The organism is Chitinophaga sp. 9-1-y, from assembly GCF_059511905.2.
Genome location: NZ_CM197955.1, coordinates 2,164,393 through 2,181,291, shown reverse-complemented (window position 1 = coordinate 2,181,291; position 16,899 = coordinate 2,164,393). Strand labels below are relative to the sequence as shown.

The following is a 16,899-nucleotide window of genomic DNA, read 5'->3' as shown; positions in this document are numbered from 1 at the left end:
TGCTTAAAATACAATCCCTGCTGAAATCGCGCTTACATTCACGGATTTATCGCCAAAATCCACCTGGTTGTTGGTGGTGATCTGCGTAGGATAACGATACTTATAACCGCGGAAAATATAGGAAGCAAACACCCCTATTTTGCTAAAATGCCAGGCAACACCGGCACCTACCCCATAAAAGTATTTCCCGGATTCATTAAACGTGATAGATTGTTGTCCACCGGCAGCCGCATGGATAGATTCAGTACGATTTACATCATATACGTTACGGCCAAACTGCCCGGTGATATAGGGTTCAATATGCAGGAACCGGTGCTTTACTTTAAGGTCGGCAAATACGGGAACCAGCAGATGGTCATTGTAAGCGGTCAGCTCCACTCCCGGCCCTACGGCCACGGCATTGTGCAACAAGGATACGTTACCAATAATACCACCGCCACCGGCGCCGTCATGTACCATACCATACACATATCCATTTAGTAGTTTGCTACTTTGGCCCGCACTAAAAAGTGGCAGCAATAACAATAAGAAGCCTATTTTCCGCATATTCGCAGTTTTCTGTTGATCTTAAACAGGGTTACTGTATGGTAACATCCGGCCGGCATATATTGTTGCGCCGTTTTCACGCCAATTGAAAAACAAAAAGGGGAGCACATCAATTGATGCGCTCCCCTTTTTCTAATATTACTAAATACTATTTAGACTTGTATTGCAGCACCAGGCGTGGGAACTTAGCAGCATCAGCCTGATCTGTAGAACAGAAAATCCGAATGTTGTAGTTGTTGGATTCATCTACCAGTTGCGCCATGAAACCAATCGCACCAGATTTATCACCATCTGCAATAACCTGTTTTACGATACTGGTTACATCCACTTCCACATCCTGGAAAGCCAGGTTAGTATGTGGCACTAATACCTGGTTGGCAGTAGTCGTACCTGGTTGATTCAGCCAGTTAATGGATTTGATAGTAGTGATGTCCTGGTAACCATTTACTCTCCTGATATAAAACGAATTGTTTGAACCGGAGTTAGCAACATTACCATTACCGTTGCCAGCAGGATTTGGATCAGAAAACAGCTTCAGCTTAGCAGATATCAGTACCGAAGAATCTTTTACAGGTAACGGAACAGTGGTATAAAACACACTCCTGTAGGTGTACCAGGTACCATCAACAGTCCATCTGCCGGCAATGAAAGCCCTGTACGGGTATATTGTTCCATCAAAGTCTGATTTACCAAATAACATCACTGTCTTTTCTACGTAAGGACCAGTCGGAATTACTGTACCCGGCTTAGTAGTATCGCAGCAGGCTTTGCAGGAATCATTGTAAACGTTGGTAATATAAACTTTTTTACAGCTGGTGGCCGCAAAATACAGTGGCAGCGCAAGGAGCGACAGTTTACAGAAGGTTGAAAATTTCATGGACCGGGATTTAAAATGACGGAAAATAAAATGTATAGGTGTATATTTTATACTGCGCAAATGTAGTGTAAATAATTCCTTTTGACAACTTTCCCCCTCACAAGAAAACTTCACGTGATCTGGTGTAAATAGCACCAAATATAGCAACAGATAACCGTACGCGTTAGATAGGCAGATAAAGTGAGCAGCTTGCCCGCTACTCGTTCCCTGTAACATCATTTACACTTTTTGGGTACTAAATTAAAATGCCGTTATTTCCCCGATGTTTGAATTATATTTAAGGAACTCATTCAAATCCTATGTGTAAACAGTTTTCCACGTTGCTGCTACTGGTAATCATTTCCCTGACCGCCCACAGCCAGCTTCGCCACACGATTTGGGATGTACCCCCTATTTATCAGACACCCACTTACAAAGTAGTCAGCAGCGATTCCGTAAAGGGCATCCTCTACCAGGGACTTCCTTATCATAATAGTCCTCAGCAGGTATTTGCCTACTATGCCACTCCCGGTACCCTTACCGGCAATAAAAGCCTGGATCATCACCTGCCAGCCGTAGTACTGGTACATGGCGGAGGTGGCGCCGCATTTAAAGAATGGGCTATCTTATGGGCAAAAAAAGGTTACGCTGCCATTGCCATGGACTTACGCGGCAACGGACCAGACCGAAATCACCTAGAATACGGCTTCGTAGAACCCGAAAATAAAACGCCCTATTTCACCATCACTCCCACCCTCTCCGATCAATGGATGTACCAGGCCGTAGCCAATGTAATACTGGCCAACAACCTGCTACGGAGCTTCCCCGAAGTAGACAGCAACCGCATCGCCCTCACCGGCATCAGCTGGGGTGGTATCATCTCCTGCCTGATAGCCGGTATAGACAACCGGTACAAAGCCGTAGTACCTGTATATGGTTGCGGCTACCTGTTCTACAACACTGCCATGCTCAAAGACCTGAACCAACTCTCTCCTGCCGACAAAAAAACCTGGATTGAACAATACGATCCGTCACAATACATCCACCAGGCTAAAATGCCGATGCTTTTTATCAACGGTACCAACGACAGCCATTTCTATCTCGACAGCTATCAAAAAACATACGAACAGGTAAAAAACCGGCAGCTTTGTATTAAACCAGGATTACATCACAGTCACCATGACGGCTGGAAGAGTGACGAAATTTTCGCTTTCATCAACAGTTACCTGAATCATACGCCAAAACTACCTGAATTTATAAAAACTACTACAACAAAAACAGGTATCACCGCAAAAGTGGCGTTCACAATACCACTCACCGATGCAGATCTTCATTATACTACGGATACCGCTACGGTTTTAAAAGATAAAGTATGGCAATCCATAAGTGCCAATATAAACGGAGCACGCGTAGAAGTGGGGCTACCTCCAGCGGAAACCTTGATTTGGTACCTATCTGTAAAGGATAAACGGGGAATGCAGGTTTCCGGGGATATTCATTTTGAAAAATAAAATAGTTCAAACACGTAAAAAAAGCGGGCAGCTAAGGATCATAAATTGTTGGACCCAATGACCTTTGTTAAACACAACAGGAACCCCATAAAAAATAAAGTATACTTGCGCTTCATCTTTTTCCAAAAAAATCTTAACAATAACCCGGATAATGCTATCGGGAATCCCAAAATGGAAGCATAAATCAAGATGAAACATACATAATAGACCAAGGGGAACCACCAGTTTTCAATTTTTCCTATATACAGGCATAGCCTGATAATACCACCCGATAACCCTAAGAGTGCGATGCAGGTCCCGGTTAATTTAAGTACATCAATGCCCAGCTTTTTCAATTTATTAGGTTCCATCTATTGTTGTTATTGCCAATGATATCTATACTTTAACCGTTTCAAAACGTTATCTCATATGCGTTGATACCCAATTTAGACTATCCGGGAAGTCTCTGCCGCAAAACTTAAAATCATATGGAGTCATCAACATCCTGTTCACTGCCGGGTCTTTAAAATAATAAACTACGGGAAAAGATTTATTAATAAAGTATCCTCCTGAAACACTATAGGAAGCATTTTCTGAAATATTTCCCGTACACTTTTTATTTCCGTCGTAAAACTCATACAAAAACCTCAGGTTACCCTTGTTCCCTCTTTCCACATTAATGATCACGCCTGTTGTCCAATACCCATGGTTACGTAACTTACTTCTCGTATTTAAATGTATAAGAACAAAATACCCGTACACTAACACCAGGGCCGAAATAAGCATCCATTTTGCATTCTTTTTCCATTTCATACAGTAATACTACCTGAATTTATTACATAAAAAAACACTGAGCAAAGTACAATTATACCTTCACTCAGTGATATTACTTTCCATTGCGTATAGGGATTCAAAATAATGCGATGCGTACAAAATATAAACTCATTTTTAGGGCGTTTTACCCCCAGAGTGCATAAATGTATACACGTTTTCCCACACAGAAAAATTTCTACCCTAAATAGTCCTTGGCAACGTCCCCCCTTGCCGTCATGAGAACCTACACCTTCGTCACCGCAATCAATCCTGCCAGCACTGTACATCCCAGCAATATGTAATACGCATTCCTGCTGAGCGGTTTCTTATCATACATCGCATTAATCACCGTTACCACCAGGAACAGTCCCAGCTTAGGCCCCACTTTATAATAGTTCACCACAGGATATTTCATCCATACCAGTGCCAGCCCGGTAAGCAGGATAGTAATCCCCAACGGCAGTCCCCATTTATCTTTCGGTGGGTTCTTTACCGGAAACAGCAACGCCAGGCGGCATAAATATGTCAGAAAAGCCGCGAAATGTGTGAGCAGTAATACGTTAAATAATAACATCGTTAAATCGGTTAAGTATACAGCAAAGCTACCGGGTGTTTCTCCTCTTTTCATGCACCTGGGTTAATAAATTACAGATCCTCCCGATGAACTTCGCGGCCTGTTTATTGTTAACTATTAGTCATTATGTGCGCAGCTACCCGACAGAAAAAACCTTTAGCTCCAACACCTTTCCTGCCGGAAGGTGAAAAACAGGCGTCTGTTAAAATGGATGGGCACCTGCTCAAACTGACGAACCTCGATAAGCTATACTGGCCCGACGAAGGCATTACCAAAGGAGATATGATCAACTATTACGCGGCCATCGCCGATACCATACTCCCCTACCTGAAAAACAGGCCACAGTCGCTCAACCGCTTCCCGGAAGGCATCAAAGGCTTTCACTTCTACCAGAAAAATGTAGAAGACAAAGTCGCCTCCTGGATAAAACGTTTCCCGTATACCAGTGATACAGATGGAGAGACGAAAGAATTCATGGTCTGTACCGATAAAGCCAGTCTCCTTTACATGGCCAACCTGGGCTGTATAGAACTAAATCCCTGGCACAGCCGGATCAACAACCCGGATTACCCCGACTACTGCCTCATTGACCTCGATCCTGATACTAACCCCTTTAACCAGGTGATAGAAACGGCGCTGGTTATCAAAGACATCCTCGATCAAATCGGCGCTACTGCTTTCGTAAAAACATCCGGCGCTACTGGCATGCATATACTGATTCCGTTAGGTGCCAAATATACCTTCGAACAATCCCGCATGCTGGCGGAATTAGTGGTGGGCATTGCCAACCGGCGCCTCCCTGCTATCACCAGCGTACTCAGAACGCCGGCTAAACGAAAAGGGAAGATATATCTCGACTTTCTCCAGAACAGGCAGATACAAACCGTAGCATCCGCTTACGCACTGCGTCCCCGGCCCGGCGCCACCGTTTCTGCACCATTGCATTGGGCAGAAGTGAAAAAAGGCCTGAAAGTAAGCGACTTCAACATCTATAATATGCCGCAACGGATTGCCCGCGAAGGAGACCTGTTACAGGGACTGCTCGGAAAAGGCGTCAATATGAACACCATACTCGACAAACTAAAACCCTTGCTGTCTTAACCCGCTTTCCTCATTTAATTTAGGTTCGGGTAAACACTTCCCATTGATTAATTGTAATAGGAAGATAAGAAAACCTGTATCCTTATGTCTGATTCTCAACACCCGGACAAATTTGTACCTCGTGGCGCCGTAGCATTCTTTGTGTTGCTGGTAGTCCTCGGATTAATCATTTGGTTTGGCATCTATTTTCTAATGCTTTCCAGGATCTAAATCGTTCACTATGATCGACCAATTTGAAAGGAACGTCATCATCACTGCACTCTGTGTATCCCTCCTGTTCATCTTTTCGCTGTTTTATGCGATGGGCGCTAAAAAGGCGGATGTTACCGAGTGTTTGCCCTATGACAAGGCCTACGAAACTGCCCGGGTAAACCAGGTAGATAAAAGTACCTACCAGATTTTCTATGTAGCCAGGATGTGGAACTTTGAGCCTGCTATCTCCTATATCCCGGTAGGCAGTGAGGTAGACCTGTTCGTGACCTCGCTGGATGTGGTACACGGCTTTAATATTTTTAATAAGAATGTAAACCTGATGGCCGTACCGGGAGGTGTATCCAAAACCACCATCCACTTTGATGAACCCGGGGTATACAAAGTAGTATGCCATGAATACTGTGGTACAGGGCATCAGAATATGGAAGCCGAAATTATCGTCAACTATCCTAATAAAAATAAGTAACCGATGAATGTAAGCAGGTTCCTGAAGAACATTATACTGATAGAGTTATTTGTACCGGTACTGTTACTCACGGTCGGCATCTATCATGGATTAATGCAGGTGATTTACCGGGCCGGGGTTATTCATCAGGCTTCCGTAGCCAAACTGGACTATTACCAGGGCCTCACCCTCCATGGTGTTATTAATGCCATAGTACTCACCACTTTTTTTGCGGTAGCTTTTGGACACGCTACCATCGCCTTTTACCTGAAGCAGGAACCCGGCAGGAAAGCCACCCTCCTGTCGATGGTACTGATGATAACGGGCACCCTGATGGCTGCTGCCGCCATGCTGGCGGGCAAAGCCTCTGTGCTGTATACCTTTTATCCGCCGCTGAAAGCGCATCCTGCATTTTACATTGGTACGGCCATGCTGATTGTTGGTTCCTGGGTAGCGTATTGGGACTGGTGCGTGGTATATGTTAGATGGAAGCGCACCCACCGGGATATCAACACGCCGCTGGCCGTGATTGGCACGCTGGTGAACTTTACCATCTGGTTTGTTTGCACACTGGCCGTGGCCTATGAAGTACTGATCCTGCTGGTGCCCTGGAGCATGGGATGGACTGCCGGTGTAAACGTAGTATTGGCGCGTACGTTATTTTGGTTCTTCGGTCATGCGCTGGTATACTTCTGGCTATTACCTTCCTATATCATGTTTTATACCATGCTGCCCAAACTGGCCGGTGGAAAGCTATACTCCGCCACCGCCGGACGTATCGCTTTCTTTCTTTTCCTGTTGTTATCGATTCCTATCGGGGTGCATCACCAGTTTGGCGATCCTTCCATTGGCAGAGGCATTAAGCTCACACAGTCTATACTCACCTTTGGTGTAGCCATTCCCAGCTTTATCACGGCGTTCACCATTGCCGCCTCGTTAGAGTATGCGTCGCGGTTACGGGGCGGAAAAGGCCTATATAGCTGGATCTGGAAGCTGCCCTTTTTCAGGAAAGATGTGTTCCTGTTCGGATACCTCATCAATGGATTAATCCTCTTTATTTTCGGCGGATTAACAGGGTTGGTGAACGCTTCTTATTCCTTGAACAACGTAGTACATAATACCGCTTTTATTCCCGGCCACTTTCACCTTACCGTAGCGGGGCCCGTGTTCCTCGCGATACTGGGCATGTCTATCTTCCTGGTGTCACAGCTAACGGGTAGAAAAATATTCCTGCCTACTATCAACACCATCATTCCTTATCTGTGGACAGTAGGCGTATTGATTTTTTCGGCCGGGCTGATGTGGGGCGGCTTAATGGGCGAGCCCCGCAGAACCAATATGGGGCTTACTTACCTGAATCCTGCCAGCGAGCAGTTTCATTCCTACTGGGTGATTTCCAGTATGCTGGGACTGGCAGGCGGAGGTATCATGTTTATTGCCGGGTTCCTTTATTTCATTGTATTTTTTGGTACTTTTTTCCGGAAGAAGACCATGGCCAGTGTCATCGATTTTCCGGTCAGCGAAAGTTATCACGAAGACAAGCACATTCCCTTATTTGATACTTTCCGTCCCTGGCTGGTACTGATGGGGCTTATTATCCTGTTGGCCTACATCCCGGCTATTTCCGATGCGCTGAATAATACTGGCAGGAAAGCACCGCCTTATCAGCCAGCAGATCCTACACCTGTTATCCTCAAAAAATGAAAGGCCCTTCATTCCATATACTCCATTCCTGGAAACCAGCGATGGCGGCGTTGATCACCCTGCCGCTGCTGGCTTACGGTATTGTACACTGGACGGAAAACAGATACGGCCAGTTGCCCCTGTATGGCCCCAACAATGTACCGGTGAATACCGTGAAAAAGGCGGCCCAATTACCTGCTTTCGCTTTTACAGACCAGGACAGTATAACGGTAACGAATACACTGTTGCAGGGTCATATCACCGTCGCCAATTTTTTCTTCACTTCCTGCCCGGTAATATGCCCGGCCATGATGCAGCAAATACGCCGCATACAGGCCGCCGACTCCTCCGTGATATTGCTTTCCCTCACGGTTGATCCGGTGCGGGATACACCGGATAAATTACGTAGCTATGCCGGCAAATTACCGGTGAACGGCCACCACTGGAAACTACTGACCGGCGATAAAAAAACGTTGTATTACTTCGCCAGGAAAGGACTCTACATCACTGCCACCGATGGGGATGGCGGCGAAGATGATTTCATACACAGCGATAACATCGTCTTACTGGATAAACAACAACATATCAGGGGCTACTATAAAGGCACTACTGCTACAGAAATAAACATACTCCTGGATGACATCAAAAAATTACAACATGAACAGTAAACACTTGCTCGTTATGATCCTGCTTTGCGCGCCGGTCATCATAAAAGCTGCGGATCCGGCAGCAGGTAAAACGCTATTCCAGGCAAGGTGTGCCTCCTGTCACAATGTAAATAAAAAGCTGACGGGTCCGGCACTGGCAGGTGTGGAAGAACGCCATCCGGAAGCCTGGATCATCAGCTTCGTTAAATCATCCCAAACCATGATCAAAGCAGGCGACAAAGCCGCCCTGACAGTATACAATCAAAACAACCAGGTAGCCATGCCCGATCACCCCGATCTGAGCGATGACCATATACGCGATATCCTCGCCTATATCAAAGAAGAAGCCGGCAAAGCCCCCAAAGATGATGCGCCCTTTCCCCGGCCCGGGCAAACACAACCGAACCTGATGCCACTCACCATTTACAACATGCCGTTTATGATTGCCTACATTATGCTGGTAATAGTGATGATCATTTTACTGGTATTCCTCGTGAACCTTAAAAGCTACGAACAACATATGGAGGAGAAAAAACAGGAATAACAACAATCTTAAAACCGATACCCCCCCGGCACCCCATTTTTGGAAAGTACAATTTGCCATAACTGGCTTTTCCTGGCCCGGAAAGAACCGGCGCAGGATAGAAGATAATACTTCCACATGCGGAAAAAAGTAGCGTCATACTTTGCTTTCAGCTGATCCCAGTTTTGCAGAATGTTCTGGTACCAGGCCATCAATGTGCGATCATAATTGACACTGAAATTCTGCCAGTGCTCCATCACAAACAGTCCTTCTATGTACTGCCCGATGAGCCGGATAGTAGGTATCATGGCATTGGGAAAAATGTATTTATTGAGCCACTGATCTGTAAATGCATTGGGCACATTGCCTCCGATGGTATGGAGTAAAAATAAACCATCGTCTTTCAGGCAGCGATGTGCCATTTTCATATAGGCGTCATAGTTTTTATATCCTACGTGTTCAAACATCCCCAGGGAAACAATGGCATCAAAAGGTTCGTTCAGGCTACGATAGTCTGCCAGCCGGATCTCCACCGGTAAGCCTTTACAGCGTTCCCGGCCCAGTTCCGCCTGTTCTTTGGAAATAGTAATACCGGTAACGCGTACCCCGTACTTTTCCGCAGCAAATTTGGCGAAGCTTCCCCAGCCACAACCGATGTCCAGCACATGCATACCCGGCTTCAGCAGTAACTTACGGCAGCTGAGATCTAGTTTTTGTTCCTGGGCTTCATCCAGGTTGGTAGCCTGATCCCAGAAAGCGCAGGTATACGTCATCCGTTTGTCCAGCATCACCTCGAAAAGGTCATTGCCGGTATCATAGTGTGCGCTGCCATTGCGGTAAGCTTTGGCTGGTGTTTGATGATTCAATAACCGGGCGAGTAAAATGTCTGCCTTAAACCGGAAACTCTTTTTAACACGGGTATCCAGGTTCGCCAGCAATATTTTTGTAAAAAACTGGTCCAGCTGCTGGCAATCCCAGTAGCTGTTCATGTAAGATTCTCCCAGTCCAAGCGAGCCACTGTTAAGTACTTCCTCGTAAAAAGCTGCTTCATGTACCTGTATATCCCATGGCTGCTGACCGTTTACAGTAACACCGGCGGCAGATAAAAGACTGGTAACGATATTTTGGGGATGTTGGAGCATAGCAAACGTTTTAACCGCCCTTCTCATGAATATCTGCTATAGGAACAATACAGCTCAATGCTTTGTTCAGGTTTTGGTGCAAAAGAAAAGCCGTTCTTATAGAACGGCTTTCTCCCCAACTTCCGTACGTCGGAAGGATAATTTATCTGATCATATACCCTTACCCGTTAGCCACTGCTATGGGCCGGCACTACCTGAGTTTATACAGTTTATATCCGAAGTAAAAAATAACCGCATAGCAAGCGATGGGCAGATAGTAAGCCGTGGCAATATTGGTATCTGCCAGGCGTCCCATGATGAAAGGAAAGATAGCGCCACCAAACATCCCCATCACAATAAACGACGATGCCTGCTGCGTTTGCGGTCCGAGGTCTTTCAAACCAAGACTGAAAATAGTAGGATACATGATACTGAAGAAGAAATTAATCATCAGCAATGCGATGTAGGAGGTCCAGCCCCAGCCCTGCGCCACCAGGATACACATCAGTATATTGCCCAACGCAAATGCTGCGAGTAGTTTATTCGGCGCGATATACCGCATTAAGGCAGTGCCTACAAACCTTCCTGCCAGCATCATCCCCATGAAAGGCAGCATGAAATAGCCGGCTTTTTCATCGGAAAAGCCCATGACTTCATGACCATAGTTGATAAAGAAAGCCCAGGTACCCGCCTGTGCAGCCACATTAAAGAACTGCGCCACTACTGCCCATACAAAATGTTTTTGCTGGTATAATTTCTTCCGGGGGCCAGTAGTAACCGCGGCGTCTGCAGCACCGTCATGCGGGTCTGTTACCGGCGGCACTTTCACCAATGCAAAAGCTACCGCAATAGCGGCAATCACCGCACCAATATAGATGTACAGCGTTTTTACGGATACCAGTTCGGCACCTGCTTCATGCCCGGCGCTGAGTAAAAAGTGCGTGCCCAGGGTAGGGCCTACCATAGCGCCTACCGCGTTGAAAGACTGCGCGAAATTAATCCGCTGGTCGCTCGTGCGCTGATCTCCCAATGCTGCCATAAACGGATGCGCCACCGTTTCCAGTGTAGCCATGCCGCAGGCCAACACAAATAATGCGATACGGAATACCGTGAAGGAAGCCGCGTTGGCCGCAGGCACAAACAAAAAGGCGCCCAGGGCGTATAACGTGAGGCCCAGTAACACACCGTTTTTGTATCCCATCTTTTTAATAAATAGCCCTGCCGGGATACCCATCAGCGCATAAGCACCAAAAATAGAAAACTGTACCAGGCCCGATTGTGATTTAGACAAGCCCAATACATTCTGGAAATGTTTGTTTAACACATCTCCCATGGTCAACGCTATCCCCCAGCACATAAACAGGGAGGTGACGAAAATCAGCGTAATGACGTATTTCTTTTCTGTAAATTTTGCCGGTAATAAAGTAGTGGAATTTTTAGCCGCCGGAATAGCTTCCTGCCCGGATGAAATCATAGTCCTGAGTTTTAATTATGTATAACGTGGTCTGACAGCCATACCGACTGTTTTCAGGTACCAATATACGGCACCGATTTAATAATCACTAGTCTTGGGGGAAACAAAATGGCCTCCCCGGGAGGAGGCCACCATCGCTATTTCAGCGGTAATTCCATTTGTATATTAGCGCGTTCATAAGGCGTAGGGCGACCAGCGACTTTTTTGAAGCCCAGCTTTTCGTACAGGCTGATAGCCGGCTTCAGGATGGTATTGCTTTCCAGGTAAATATTCCGGGCGCCTAACGCGGTAGCTTTCTGTACAATGGCTTGCCCCAGCAGCCATCCTATACTTTTCCCCTGGGCTTTGGGAGATACCGCCATTTTTGCCATCTCGTAATCGTAGTCCGGATCCTCCATTTTTATTAAGGCACAAACTCCTACTGGCTCGTCTTTGTAGAGGGCCACGAAAATATGTCCGCCTTTTTGCAGGATATAGCCTTCCGGGTTGTCCAGTGATTTATAATCCGCTTCCTCCATTTTAAAATAATTGGAAATCCACTCCACGTTCAATGCTTTGAAAGCAGCCTTATATTCCGGTTGGTAATCCACGATTCGCACGTTAGCCGCCTCGCGCTTCTTCTGCTGTTCTTTTACCCGGTCTAACAGTGACCGCTGTGCCAGCAGGTATTCCCATTCCGCGATGGCTTTCCACAGGTCGTGGGTAGTTTGGGAAGATATGTCTTCAATGGCATTTCCCACATCAATGAGCTGATCGGCGAGCTTTGCGTTAATATCGGTGCCTTTTTTGGTGAGACGCACCATGTTCCTTCTGCCGTCTGCTTTATCCTTTTTCTCCGCTACCAGTCCTTGCTTCTTCATTTCTGCAATGATCTTGCTGACGGAGGGATGGGAATGCCCAATTTCTTTGGCGATGGCGGTGATGGTTTTCTCTGCTCCTTCCGACAGCACATAAAATACCGGAAACCATTTGGGTTGCAAGGGCGTGTTATATAATTCGTAGATCTGGGCAGCGCCTTCGGTGATAGTTTCCGTTAACATACGCAGCCTGCTGCCAAGCGCTGCCTTACCGGTTTTATTAAAGAATTCCATATTACAATCAATTACGTAACTAGTTACGTAAATATAATAATAATTTTAAAACGGCCTTGTTTTTTATCGCTATTTTTCTGCTTTACGACGGAAGGATACCGGCGTCATCTTATGTCGGCTTCTGAAGAAATGAGAGAGATGGCTTTCATCAGCGAAGCCAAATTCAGCGGAAATTTGTTTCAGCGTTAACTGTCCGCAGGTAATTCTCTTTTCAATCAGTTTCGTGCGATAACAATTGACATACTCCCGGTAGCTGATGTTAAAGTTTCTTTTGAAATAAGCGCTGAAATAATTGACGGCAATGTTGAAGTGTGCAGCAATATTTTTTACCTGGATTTTTTCCGGCTCATAAATATGCTGATGGATATAAGAGATCAACGCTTCTTTATCGGGCGCACCATGATCAATACGGATATCCAGTTTGGCAATTGCTTCTTTCACCAAACCAAAAACTGACAGGATCTGGTAGTATACTAACGGTGACGTAGCTACGTCCTGGCGGCAATTATAGGCCACAATACTTTCCACGGTATTACGCAAAATAGTTTTGCAGGGCTCCTCCAGCGTGAGCTTCACTTCTTTCAGCAGCTTATGCCGCATCATCGTTTCCGGCTTGCCCATTAAAAAGACATCAGGTGCCAGGTGATTTTTGGTGCTGAAATAACTATCGGTGAATTTGATGAAGGCAAACCGGGTGGTTTTGCTGATGTGAAAGTAATGCTCATCTTCCGGGGAAATCAGGAACAGGTCGCCCGCTTTATAGGGAAGCTGGTTATTATTAAGATGGTGGATACCGCTGCCTTTAAAGATATACACGATTTCATAGTAGGTATGACTATGTACGGGCTGATGAAATACATCTTCTTCAAAGGCGTGAATCACCAGCGTGTCAAACTGCTTCAGCTTCTTCATCTCACAAAAATACAATTATATGCTATAAATTTACAACTGCTACGTCCCGTCTTTCCCAGACCTTTGTTCCTGCTTAACATATAAAATCATCTTTGATGGAATACAGACAATTAGGGGCATCCGGACTGCAAGTACCGGTGCTCAGCTTTGGTACCGCCACCTTTGGCGGAGGCAATGAGTTCTTTAAAGCCTGGGGCAGTACCCAGGTAGCAGAAGCCACCCGGCTGGTAAATGTATGCCTGGACGCCGGCGTGAACCTGTTCGACACTGCTGACGTTTATTCTGAAGGACTTTCCGAAGAAATTCTCGGCAAAGCCATTGCTGGTAAAAGAGATCAGCTGCTGCTTTCTACCAAATCCACCTTCACATTTGGCAAAGGGCCGAATAACCAGGGCTCTTCCCGCTTTCACATCCTGCGGCAAATTGAAGGTAGTTTGAAACGCCTCGGTACCGATTACATCGACATCTACCACATGCACGGCTTTGACGGCGTTACGCCCGTGGAAGAAACGATGCGGGTGCTGGATGATTTAATTCAAAGTGGCAAAGTACGTTATATTGCCGCCTCCAACTTCTCTGGCTGGCACCTGATGAAATCCCAGGCCATCGCCGACAAGTATGGGAGGAACCGGTATGTAGGACACCAGGTATATTATTCGCTCGCTAACCGTGAATATGAATGGGAACTGATGCCACTGGGTATAGACCAAAACATTGGCGCCATCGTGTGGTCGCCGTTGGCCGCAGGTAAATTGGGAGGAAAATATCGCCGCAACAGTCCTGTTCCTCCGCAGGGGCGGGTAGCACAGGGCGGAAGTCCGGTGCCGGAGGCCGCGATCCGGGATGACGTCTTCTATAATATTATTGATGCCCTGGATGCCATTGCTGCCGAAACCGGCAAAACGGTGGCCCAGATAGCCATTAACTGGCTGTTGCAACGCCCTACGGTTTCCAGCATCATTATTGGCGCGCGTAATGAAGAGCAGCTGATTCAAAACCTGGGCGCCACCGGCTGGAACCTGACCACTGACCAGGTGAAACAACTGGATGCTGCCAGTGAAGTGCCTACCATTTATCCTTACTGGCATCAGCGGCAAAATCTTACACTCAATCCGCCACCATCGTTTTATTGAGCATAAAGCGGAAAGCATAAAGCTATTGTAGCGAGTAAGGGATCAAAATATCCGTTTCAACCATTCGCCACAATAGCTTTTTGCTTTATGCATGGTATGTCTGAAGTAGGTGTAATCACTATATAGTTTCAGGTCAAATCCGTTACCGCCTGCATAAGTTTTATAACCATCGATGCCCCTTTCCGCCACTTTCCCCCAGGTACCCAATAGGGGTGTTAATGATAACTGCTGATCTTTTTTGCAGCTTGTTAAAGGAGTTGGGAAACGCGCTACCTCGGCACGCCCGCTTCAAACTTATCTTGTCAAATTATTTCCAGTGGCGGCCCGTTATGTTCCCGAACTACCTTAAATTAGTAGGTTAAAATCAAACCAGCATTATGAAAAAATTATTTCTCCTCTCCTTCCTGTTGCCGTTCATGGCAGTAGCACAGGAACAAGGCATCCACTTTGAACATGGCACGTCCTGGGCGGATGTACAAGCTAAAGCCAAAGCGGAAAACAAGTATATCTTCATGGACTGTTTCACTACCTGGTGCGGCCCCTGCAAGTATATGTCGGCTAATATTTTTCCGCAGGAAAAAGTAGGCAGCTTCATGAACGATAAATTCATCAGCGTAAAAGTGCAGATGGATAAAACTGAAAAAGATAACGACGACGTAAAAAACTGGTATACTTCTGCCAAAGAAATTGAGAAAGATTACAGCATCCGCGCTTATCCTACTTTCCTGGTATTTGCACCGGATGGCCATATCGTAGACCGCCAGGTGGGCGGTGCTGATGCAGATGGATTCATCAAAAGATGCGCTGCCTCTCTCGAACCAGCTACCCAATATTACACGCAGCTGGACAAATTCAAGAAAGGACAGAAAGATACTGCCTTCCTGCGTCAAATCGCGCTTTTGGCATTAGACAAATACGACCAGGCAAATGCCTCTGAGATCTCCAAAATGTACCTGGCCCAACAGAAAAATCTGTATACACCAGGTAACCTGGACTTCATCGAGAAATTCACCAACAGCAGCAAAGATGTGGGTTTCGACATGTTCCTCCACCATGCTGATAAAGTAAACAAAGTACTCGGTGCTGGTAAAGCAGAGGATAAAGTGATGGAAATTGTAGCGAAAGAAGAAGTATATCCACAGCTGATGAAAAAAGACAACAGCGCGCCAGACTTCGCCTCCGTTGAAAAAAATCTGAAAGCCAAATATCCGGCTATCGCGGAAGAACTGGTCCTGAAAACAAAAGTGCAATATTACAGCTATGTAAAAGATGCCAACAATGCCGTGACTAACATTGTAGCCTATATGAAAAAATACGGCCACAAAGCAGATCCACAGGCATTAAATGAATATGCATGGACCATCTTCGAAAAATGTAATGATATGCAATGCATAGAACAAGCCCTCGAATGGAGCAAACGTTCTTTCAAAGACCAGGAAATTCCTGCTTACATGGATACCTACGCTAACCTGCTGTATAAATCCGGTAAGAAAGAAGACGCCCTCGCCTGGGAAGAAAAAGCAATAAATAAGGCTGTAGGCGATGAAAAAAAGAATTACGAAACTACCCTGGAAAGAATGAAGAAAGGGGATAAATACTGGGAATAGTCTGATCAACCTCCAATAAAAAAAGACCGGTTCATGGAAAGCATTATGGCCACCCATGAACCGGTTTTTATTTTATCACCAGCTTGTGTACAAAAGCAATCAATGGCGTGTTCAGGTTCCAGCTTTTCATTTCCTGGTCTACCAGGTCTTTATGCTTTTTCCGGATATCCCGTAATGCATTCCCCACTGACTTCCGGAGATATTCACTCTCTTTTGACTTCAGCTGACTGATCAATGCAATAGCCGTTTCCGGATGCGTTTTAAAATAGGGCCGGCTGGTCCAGATACGTAACCCCTCTACCACGGCTCTGTTCAAGAAAGGATCTTTATGCGTTGCCCAGTAGGTTATTTCCGGCAACGCCGTTTCATACCCGATCACGCTGCAGTAATGATCGATGGCTTTGGCCAGCATTTCCTGCACCCGCCAGTTCTCGTCTGTTACCACCCTGGTTTTGAGTAGTTGCAATGCTTTTTTATTTTCAGGAGATAATAAGCCAAGCATATAAACGCCCAGCATCCGTTCCTGGTAGCTATCGCCGCTGATGAGTGCTGTAGCTGTTGCCAGGTGATCTCCTGCTGTCGCGATGATTTTATCGCCCGCTTCCATCACATGTTTGAAACCATGTTCCGTTTTTTTCAGGTCAGCAATTACTGATGATAACATGGAAAT

Annotated in this window: 17 protein-coding genes; 9 read left to right on the top strand and 8 right to left on the bottom strand. The window is 46.0% G+C overall.

Annotated features, from left to right (window positions below):
• Positions 1-3: 3 nt before the first annotated feature.
• Both AC5ZC7_RS08560 and AC5ZC7_RS08555 read right to left on the bottom strand, forming a co-directional pair.
• Positions 4-546 (bottom strand): hypothetical protein, encoded by a 543-nt coding sequence (locus tag AC5ZC7_RS08560; RefSeq protein ID WP_496162737.1) that lies wholly within the window; start codon positions 544-546, stop codon positions 4-6.
• A gap of 148 nt (positions 547-694) precedes the next feature.
• Entirely contained in the window at positions 695-1,423 is a 729-nt protein-coding gene (locus tag AC5ZC7_RS08555) for a hypothetical protein (protein ID WP_496162736.1), read from the bottom strand.
• Positions 1,424-1,722: 299 nt separating this feature from the next.
• Here AC5ZC7_RS08555 and AC5ZC7_RS08550 point away from each other — a divergent pair, with 299 nt between their 5' ends.
• Positions 1,723-2,913, top strand: a complete 1,191-nt coding sequence (locus AC5ZC7_RS08550; RefSeq protein WP_496162735.1) for an alpha/beta fold hydrolase — start codon at positions 1,723-1,725, stop codon at positions 2,911-2,913.
• A gap of 1,036 nt (positions 2,914-3,949) precedes the next feature.
• Here the strand turns inward: AC5ZC7_RS08550 and AC5ZC7_RS08545 are convergent.
• Positions 3,950-4,333 carry a hypothetical protein gene (locus AC5ZC7_RS08545; RefSeq protein ID WP_496162734.1) on the bottom strand — a complete coding sequence of 128 codons (384 nt, stop codon included), beginning with the start codon at positions 4,331-4,333 and terminating at the stop codon, positions 3,950-3,952.
• Positions 4,334-4,405: 72 nt separating this feature from the next.
• Here AC5ZC7_RS08545 and ligD point away from each other — a divergent pair, with 72 nt between their 5' ends.
• The 6 genes from ligD to AC5ZC7_RS08515 all read left to right on the top strand — a co-directional run bounded on the left by ligD (position 4,406) and on the right by AC5ZC7_RS08515 (position 8,912).
• Complete coding sequence (ligD, locus tag AC5ZC7_RS08540; protein ID WP_496162733.1) at positions 4,406-5,380, top strand: non-homologous end-joining DNA ligase; 975 nt, start codon at positions 4,406-4,408, stop codon at positions 5,378-5,380.
• A gap of 84 nt (positions 5,381-5,464) precedes the next feature.
• Positions 5,465-5,590 (top strand): hypothetical protein, encoded by a 126-nt coding sequence (locus AC5ZC7_RS08535; RefSeq protein ID WP_496162732.1) that lies wholly within the window; start codon positions 5,465-5,467, stop codon positions 5,588-5,590.
• A 10-nt stretch (positions 5,591-5,600) separates the two neighbouring features.
• The gene (locus AC5ZC7_RS08530; protein WP_496162731.1) at positions 5,601-6,059 is read left to right on the top strand and encodes a cupredoxin domain-containing protein; all 459 of its coding nucleotides are present in this window, start codon (positions 5,601-5,603) and stop codon (positions 6,057-6,059) included.
• Positions 6,060-6,062: 3 nt separating this feature from the next.
• The gene (locus AC5ZC7_RS08525) at positions 6,063-7,742 is read left to right on the top strand and encodes a cbb3-type cytochrome c oxidase subunit I (protein WP_496162730.1); all 1,680 of its coding nucleotides are present in this window, start codon (positions 6,063-6,065) and stop codon (positions 7,740-7,742) included.
• On the top strand, positions 7,739-8,389 hold the full coding sequence (locus AC5ZC7_RS08520; RefSeq protein ID WP_496162729.1) for an SCO family protein: 651 nt from the start codon (positions 7,739-7,741) through the stop codon (positions 8,387-8,389). Before AC5ZC7_RS08525 ends, AC5ZC7_RS08520 begins: the two co-directional genes overlap by 4 nt.
• Positions 8,379-8,912, top strand: a complete 534-nt coding sequence (locus AC5ZC7_RS08515) for a c-type cytochrome (protein ID WP_496162728.1) — start codon at positions 8,379-8,381, stop codon at positions 8,910-8,912. Before AC5ZC7_RS08520 ends, AC5ZC7_RS08515 begins: the two co-directional genes overlap by 11 nt.
• A gap of 8 nt (positions 8,913-8,920) precedes the next feature.
• On the opposite strand, the gene cfa is transcribed toward AC5ZC7_RS08515, so the two are convergent.
• The 4 genes from cfa to AC5ZC7_RS08495 form a co-directional block, all read right to left on the bottom strand.
• A complete protein-coding gene (gene cfa, locus AC5ZC7_RS08510) occupies positions 8,921-10,033 on the bottom strand; it encodes a cyclopropane fatty acyl phospholipid synthase (RefSeq protein WP_496162727.1) in 1,113 nt (370 codons plus the stop codon).
• A gap of 190 nt (positions 10,034-10,223) precedes the next feature.
• The gene (gene fucP / locus AC5ZC7_RS08505) at positions 10,224-11,486 is read right to left on the bottom strand and encodes an L-fucose:H+ symporter permease (RefSeq protein ID WP_496162726.1); all 1,263 of its coding nucleotides are present in this window, start codon (positions 11,484-11,486) and stop codon (positions 10,224-10,226) included.
• A 137-nt stretch (positions 11,487-11,623) separates the two neighbouring features.
• A complete protein-coding gene (locus AC5ZC7_RS08500; protein ID WP_496162725.1) occupies positions 11,624-12,577 on the bottom strand; it encodes a GNAT family N-acetyltransferase in 954 nt (317 codons plus the stop codon).
• Positions 12,578-12,646: 69 nt separating this feature from the next.
• Positions 12,647-13,489: a helix-turn-helix domain-containing protein gene (locus AC5ZC7_RS08495; protein WP_496162724.1), complete on the bottom strand. Its 843-nt coding sequence runs from the start codon at positions 13,487-13,489 to the stop codon at positions 12,647-12,649.
• Between the two features lie 95 nt (positions 13,490-13,584).
• Between AC5ZC7_RS08495 and AC5ZC7_RS08490 the strand changes: the two genes are divergently transcribed.
• Both AC5ZC7_RS08490 and AC5ZC7_RS08485 read left to right on the top strand, forming a co-directional pair.
• The gene (locus AC5ZC7_RS08490) at positions 13,585-14,622 is read left to right on the top strand and encodes an aldo/keto reductase (RefSeq protein WP_496162723.1); all 1,038 of its coding nucleotides are present in this window, start codon (positions 13,585-13,587) and stop codon (positions 14,620-14,622) included.
• Positions 14,623-14,999: 377 nt separating this feature from the next.
• A complete protein-coding gene (locus tag AC5ZC7_RS08485; RefSeq protein ID WP_496162722.1) occupies positions 15,000-16,229 on the top strand; it encodes a thioredoxin fold domain-containing protein in 1,230 nt (409 codons plus the stop codon).
• 67 nt (positions 16,230-16,296) lie between these two features.
• Here AC5ZC7_RS08485 and AC5ZC7_RS08480 read toward each other — a convergent pair whose 3' ends face one another.
• Positions 16,297-16,893 carry a DNA alkylation repair protein gene (locus AC5ZC7_RS08480; protein WP_496162721.1) on the bottom strand — a complete coding sequence of 199 codons (597 nt, stop codon included), beginning with the start codon at positions 16,891-16,893 and terminating at the stop codon, positions 16,297-16,299.
• Positions 16,894-16,899 lie beyond the last annotated feature (6 nt).

Excerpts from the sequence above, each read along its gene's own strand:
- AC5ZC7_RS08520 (WP_496162729.1), top strand. The coding sequence starts at position 7,739 with ATGAAAGGCCCTTCATTCCATATACTCCATTCCTGGAAACCAGCGATG.
- AC5ZC7_RS08545 (WP_496162734.1), bottom strand. The coding sequence starts at position 4,333 with ATGAAAAGAGGAGAAACACCCGGTAGCTTTGCTGTATACTTAACCGAT.
- fucP (WP_496162726.1), bottom strand. The coding sequence starts at position 11,486 with ATGATTTCATCCGGGCAGGAAGCTATTCCGGCGGCTAAAAATTCCACT.
- cfa (WP_496162727.1), bottom strand. The coding sequence starts at position 10,033 with ATGCTCCAACATCCCCAAAATATCGTTACCAGTCTTTTATCTGCCGCC.
- AC5ZC7_RS08480 (WP_496162721.1), bottom strand. The coding sequence starts at position 16,893 with ATGTTATCATCAGTAATTGCTGACCTGAAAAAAACGGAACATGGTTTC.
- AC5ZC7_RS08485 (WP_496162722.1), top strand. The coding sequence starts at position 15,000 with ATGAAAAAATTATTTCTCCTCTCCTTCCTGTTGCCGTTCATGGCAGTA.
- AC5ZC7_RS08495 (WP_496162724.1), bottom strand. The coding sequence starts at position 13,489 with ATGAAGAAGCTGAAGCAGTTTGACACGCTGGTGATTCACGCCTTTGAA.
- AC5ZC7_RS08555 (WP_496162736.1), bottom strand. The coding sequence starts at position 1,423 with ATGAAATTTTCAACCTTCTGTAAACTGTCGCTCCTTGCGCTGCCACTG.
- AC5ZC7_RS08525 (WP_496162730.1), top strand. The coding sequence starts at position 6,063 with ATGAATGTAAGCAGGTTCCTGAAGAACATTATACTGATAGAGTTATTT.
- ligD (WP_496162733.1), top strand. The coding sequence starts at position 4,406 with ATGTGCGCAGCTACCCGACAGAAAAAACCTTTAGCTCCAACACCTTTC.
- AC5ZC7_RS08535 (WP_496162732.1), top strand. The coding sequence starts at position 5,465 with ATGTCTGATTCTCAACACCCGGACAAATTTGTACCTCGTGGCGCCGTA.
- AC5ZC7_RS08500 (WP_496162725.1), bottom strand. The coding sequence starts at position 12,577 with ATGGAATTCTTTAATAAAACCGGTAAGGCAGCGCTTGGCAGCAGGCTG.
- AC5ZC7_RS08560 (WP_496162737.1), bottom strand. The coding sequence starts at position 546 with ATGCGGAAAATAGGCTTCTTATTGTTATTGCTGCCACTTTTTAGTGCG.
- AC5ZC7_RS08490 (WP_496162723.1), top strand. The coding sequence starts at position 13,585 with ATGGAATACAGACAATTAGGGGCATCCGGACTGCAAGTACCGGTGCTC.
- AC5ZC7_RS08530 (WP_496162731.1), top strand. The coding sequence starts at position 5,601 with ATGATCGACCAATTTGAAAGGAACGTCATCATCACTGCACTCTGTGTA.
- AC5ZC7_RS08515 (WP_496162728.1), top strand. The coding sequence starts at position 8,379 with ATGAACAGTAAACACTTGCTCGTTATGATCCTGCTTTGCGCGCCGGTC.
- AC5ZC7_RS08550 (WP_496162735.1), top strand. The coding sequence starts at position 1,723 with ATGTGTAAACAGTTTTCCACGTTGCTGCTACTGGTAATCATTTCCCTG.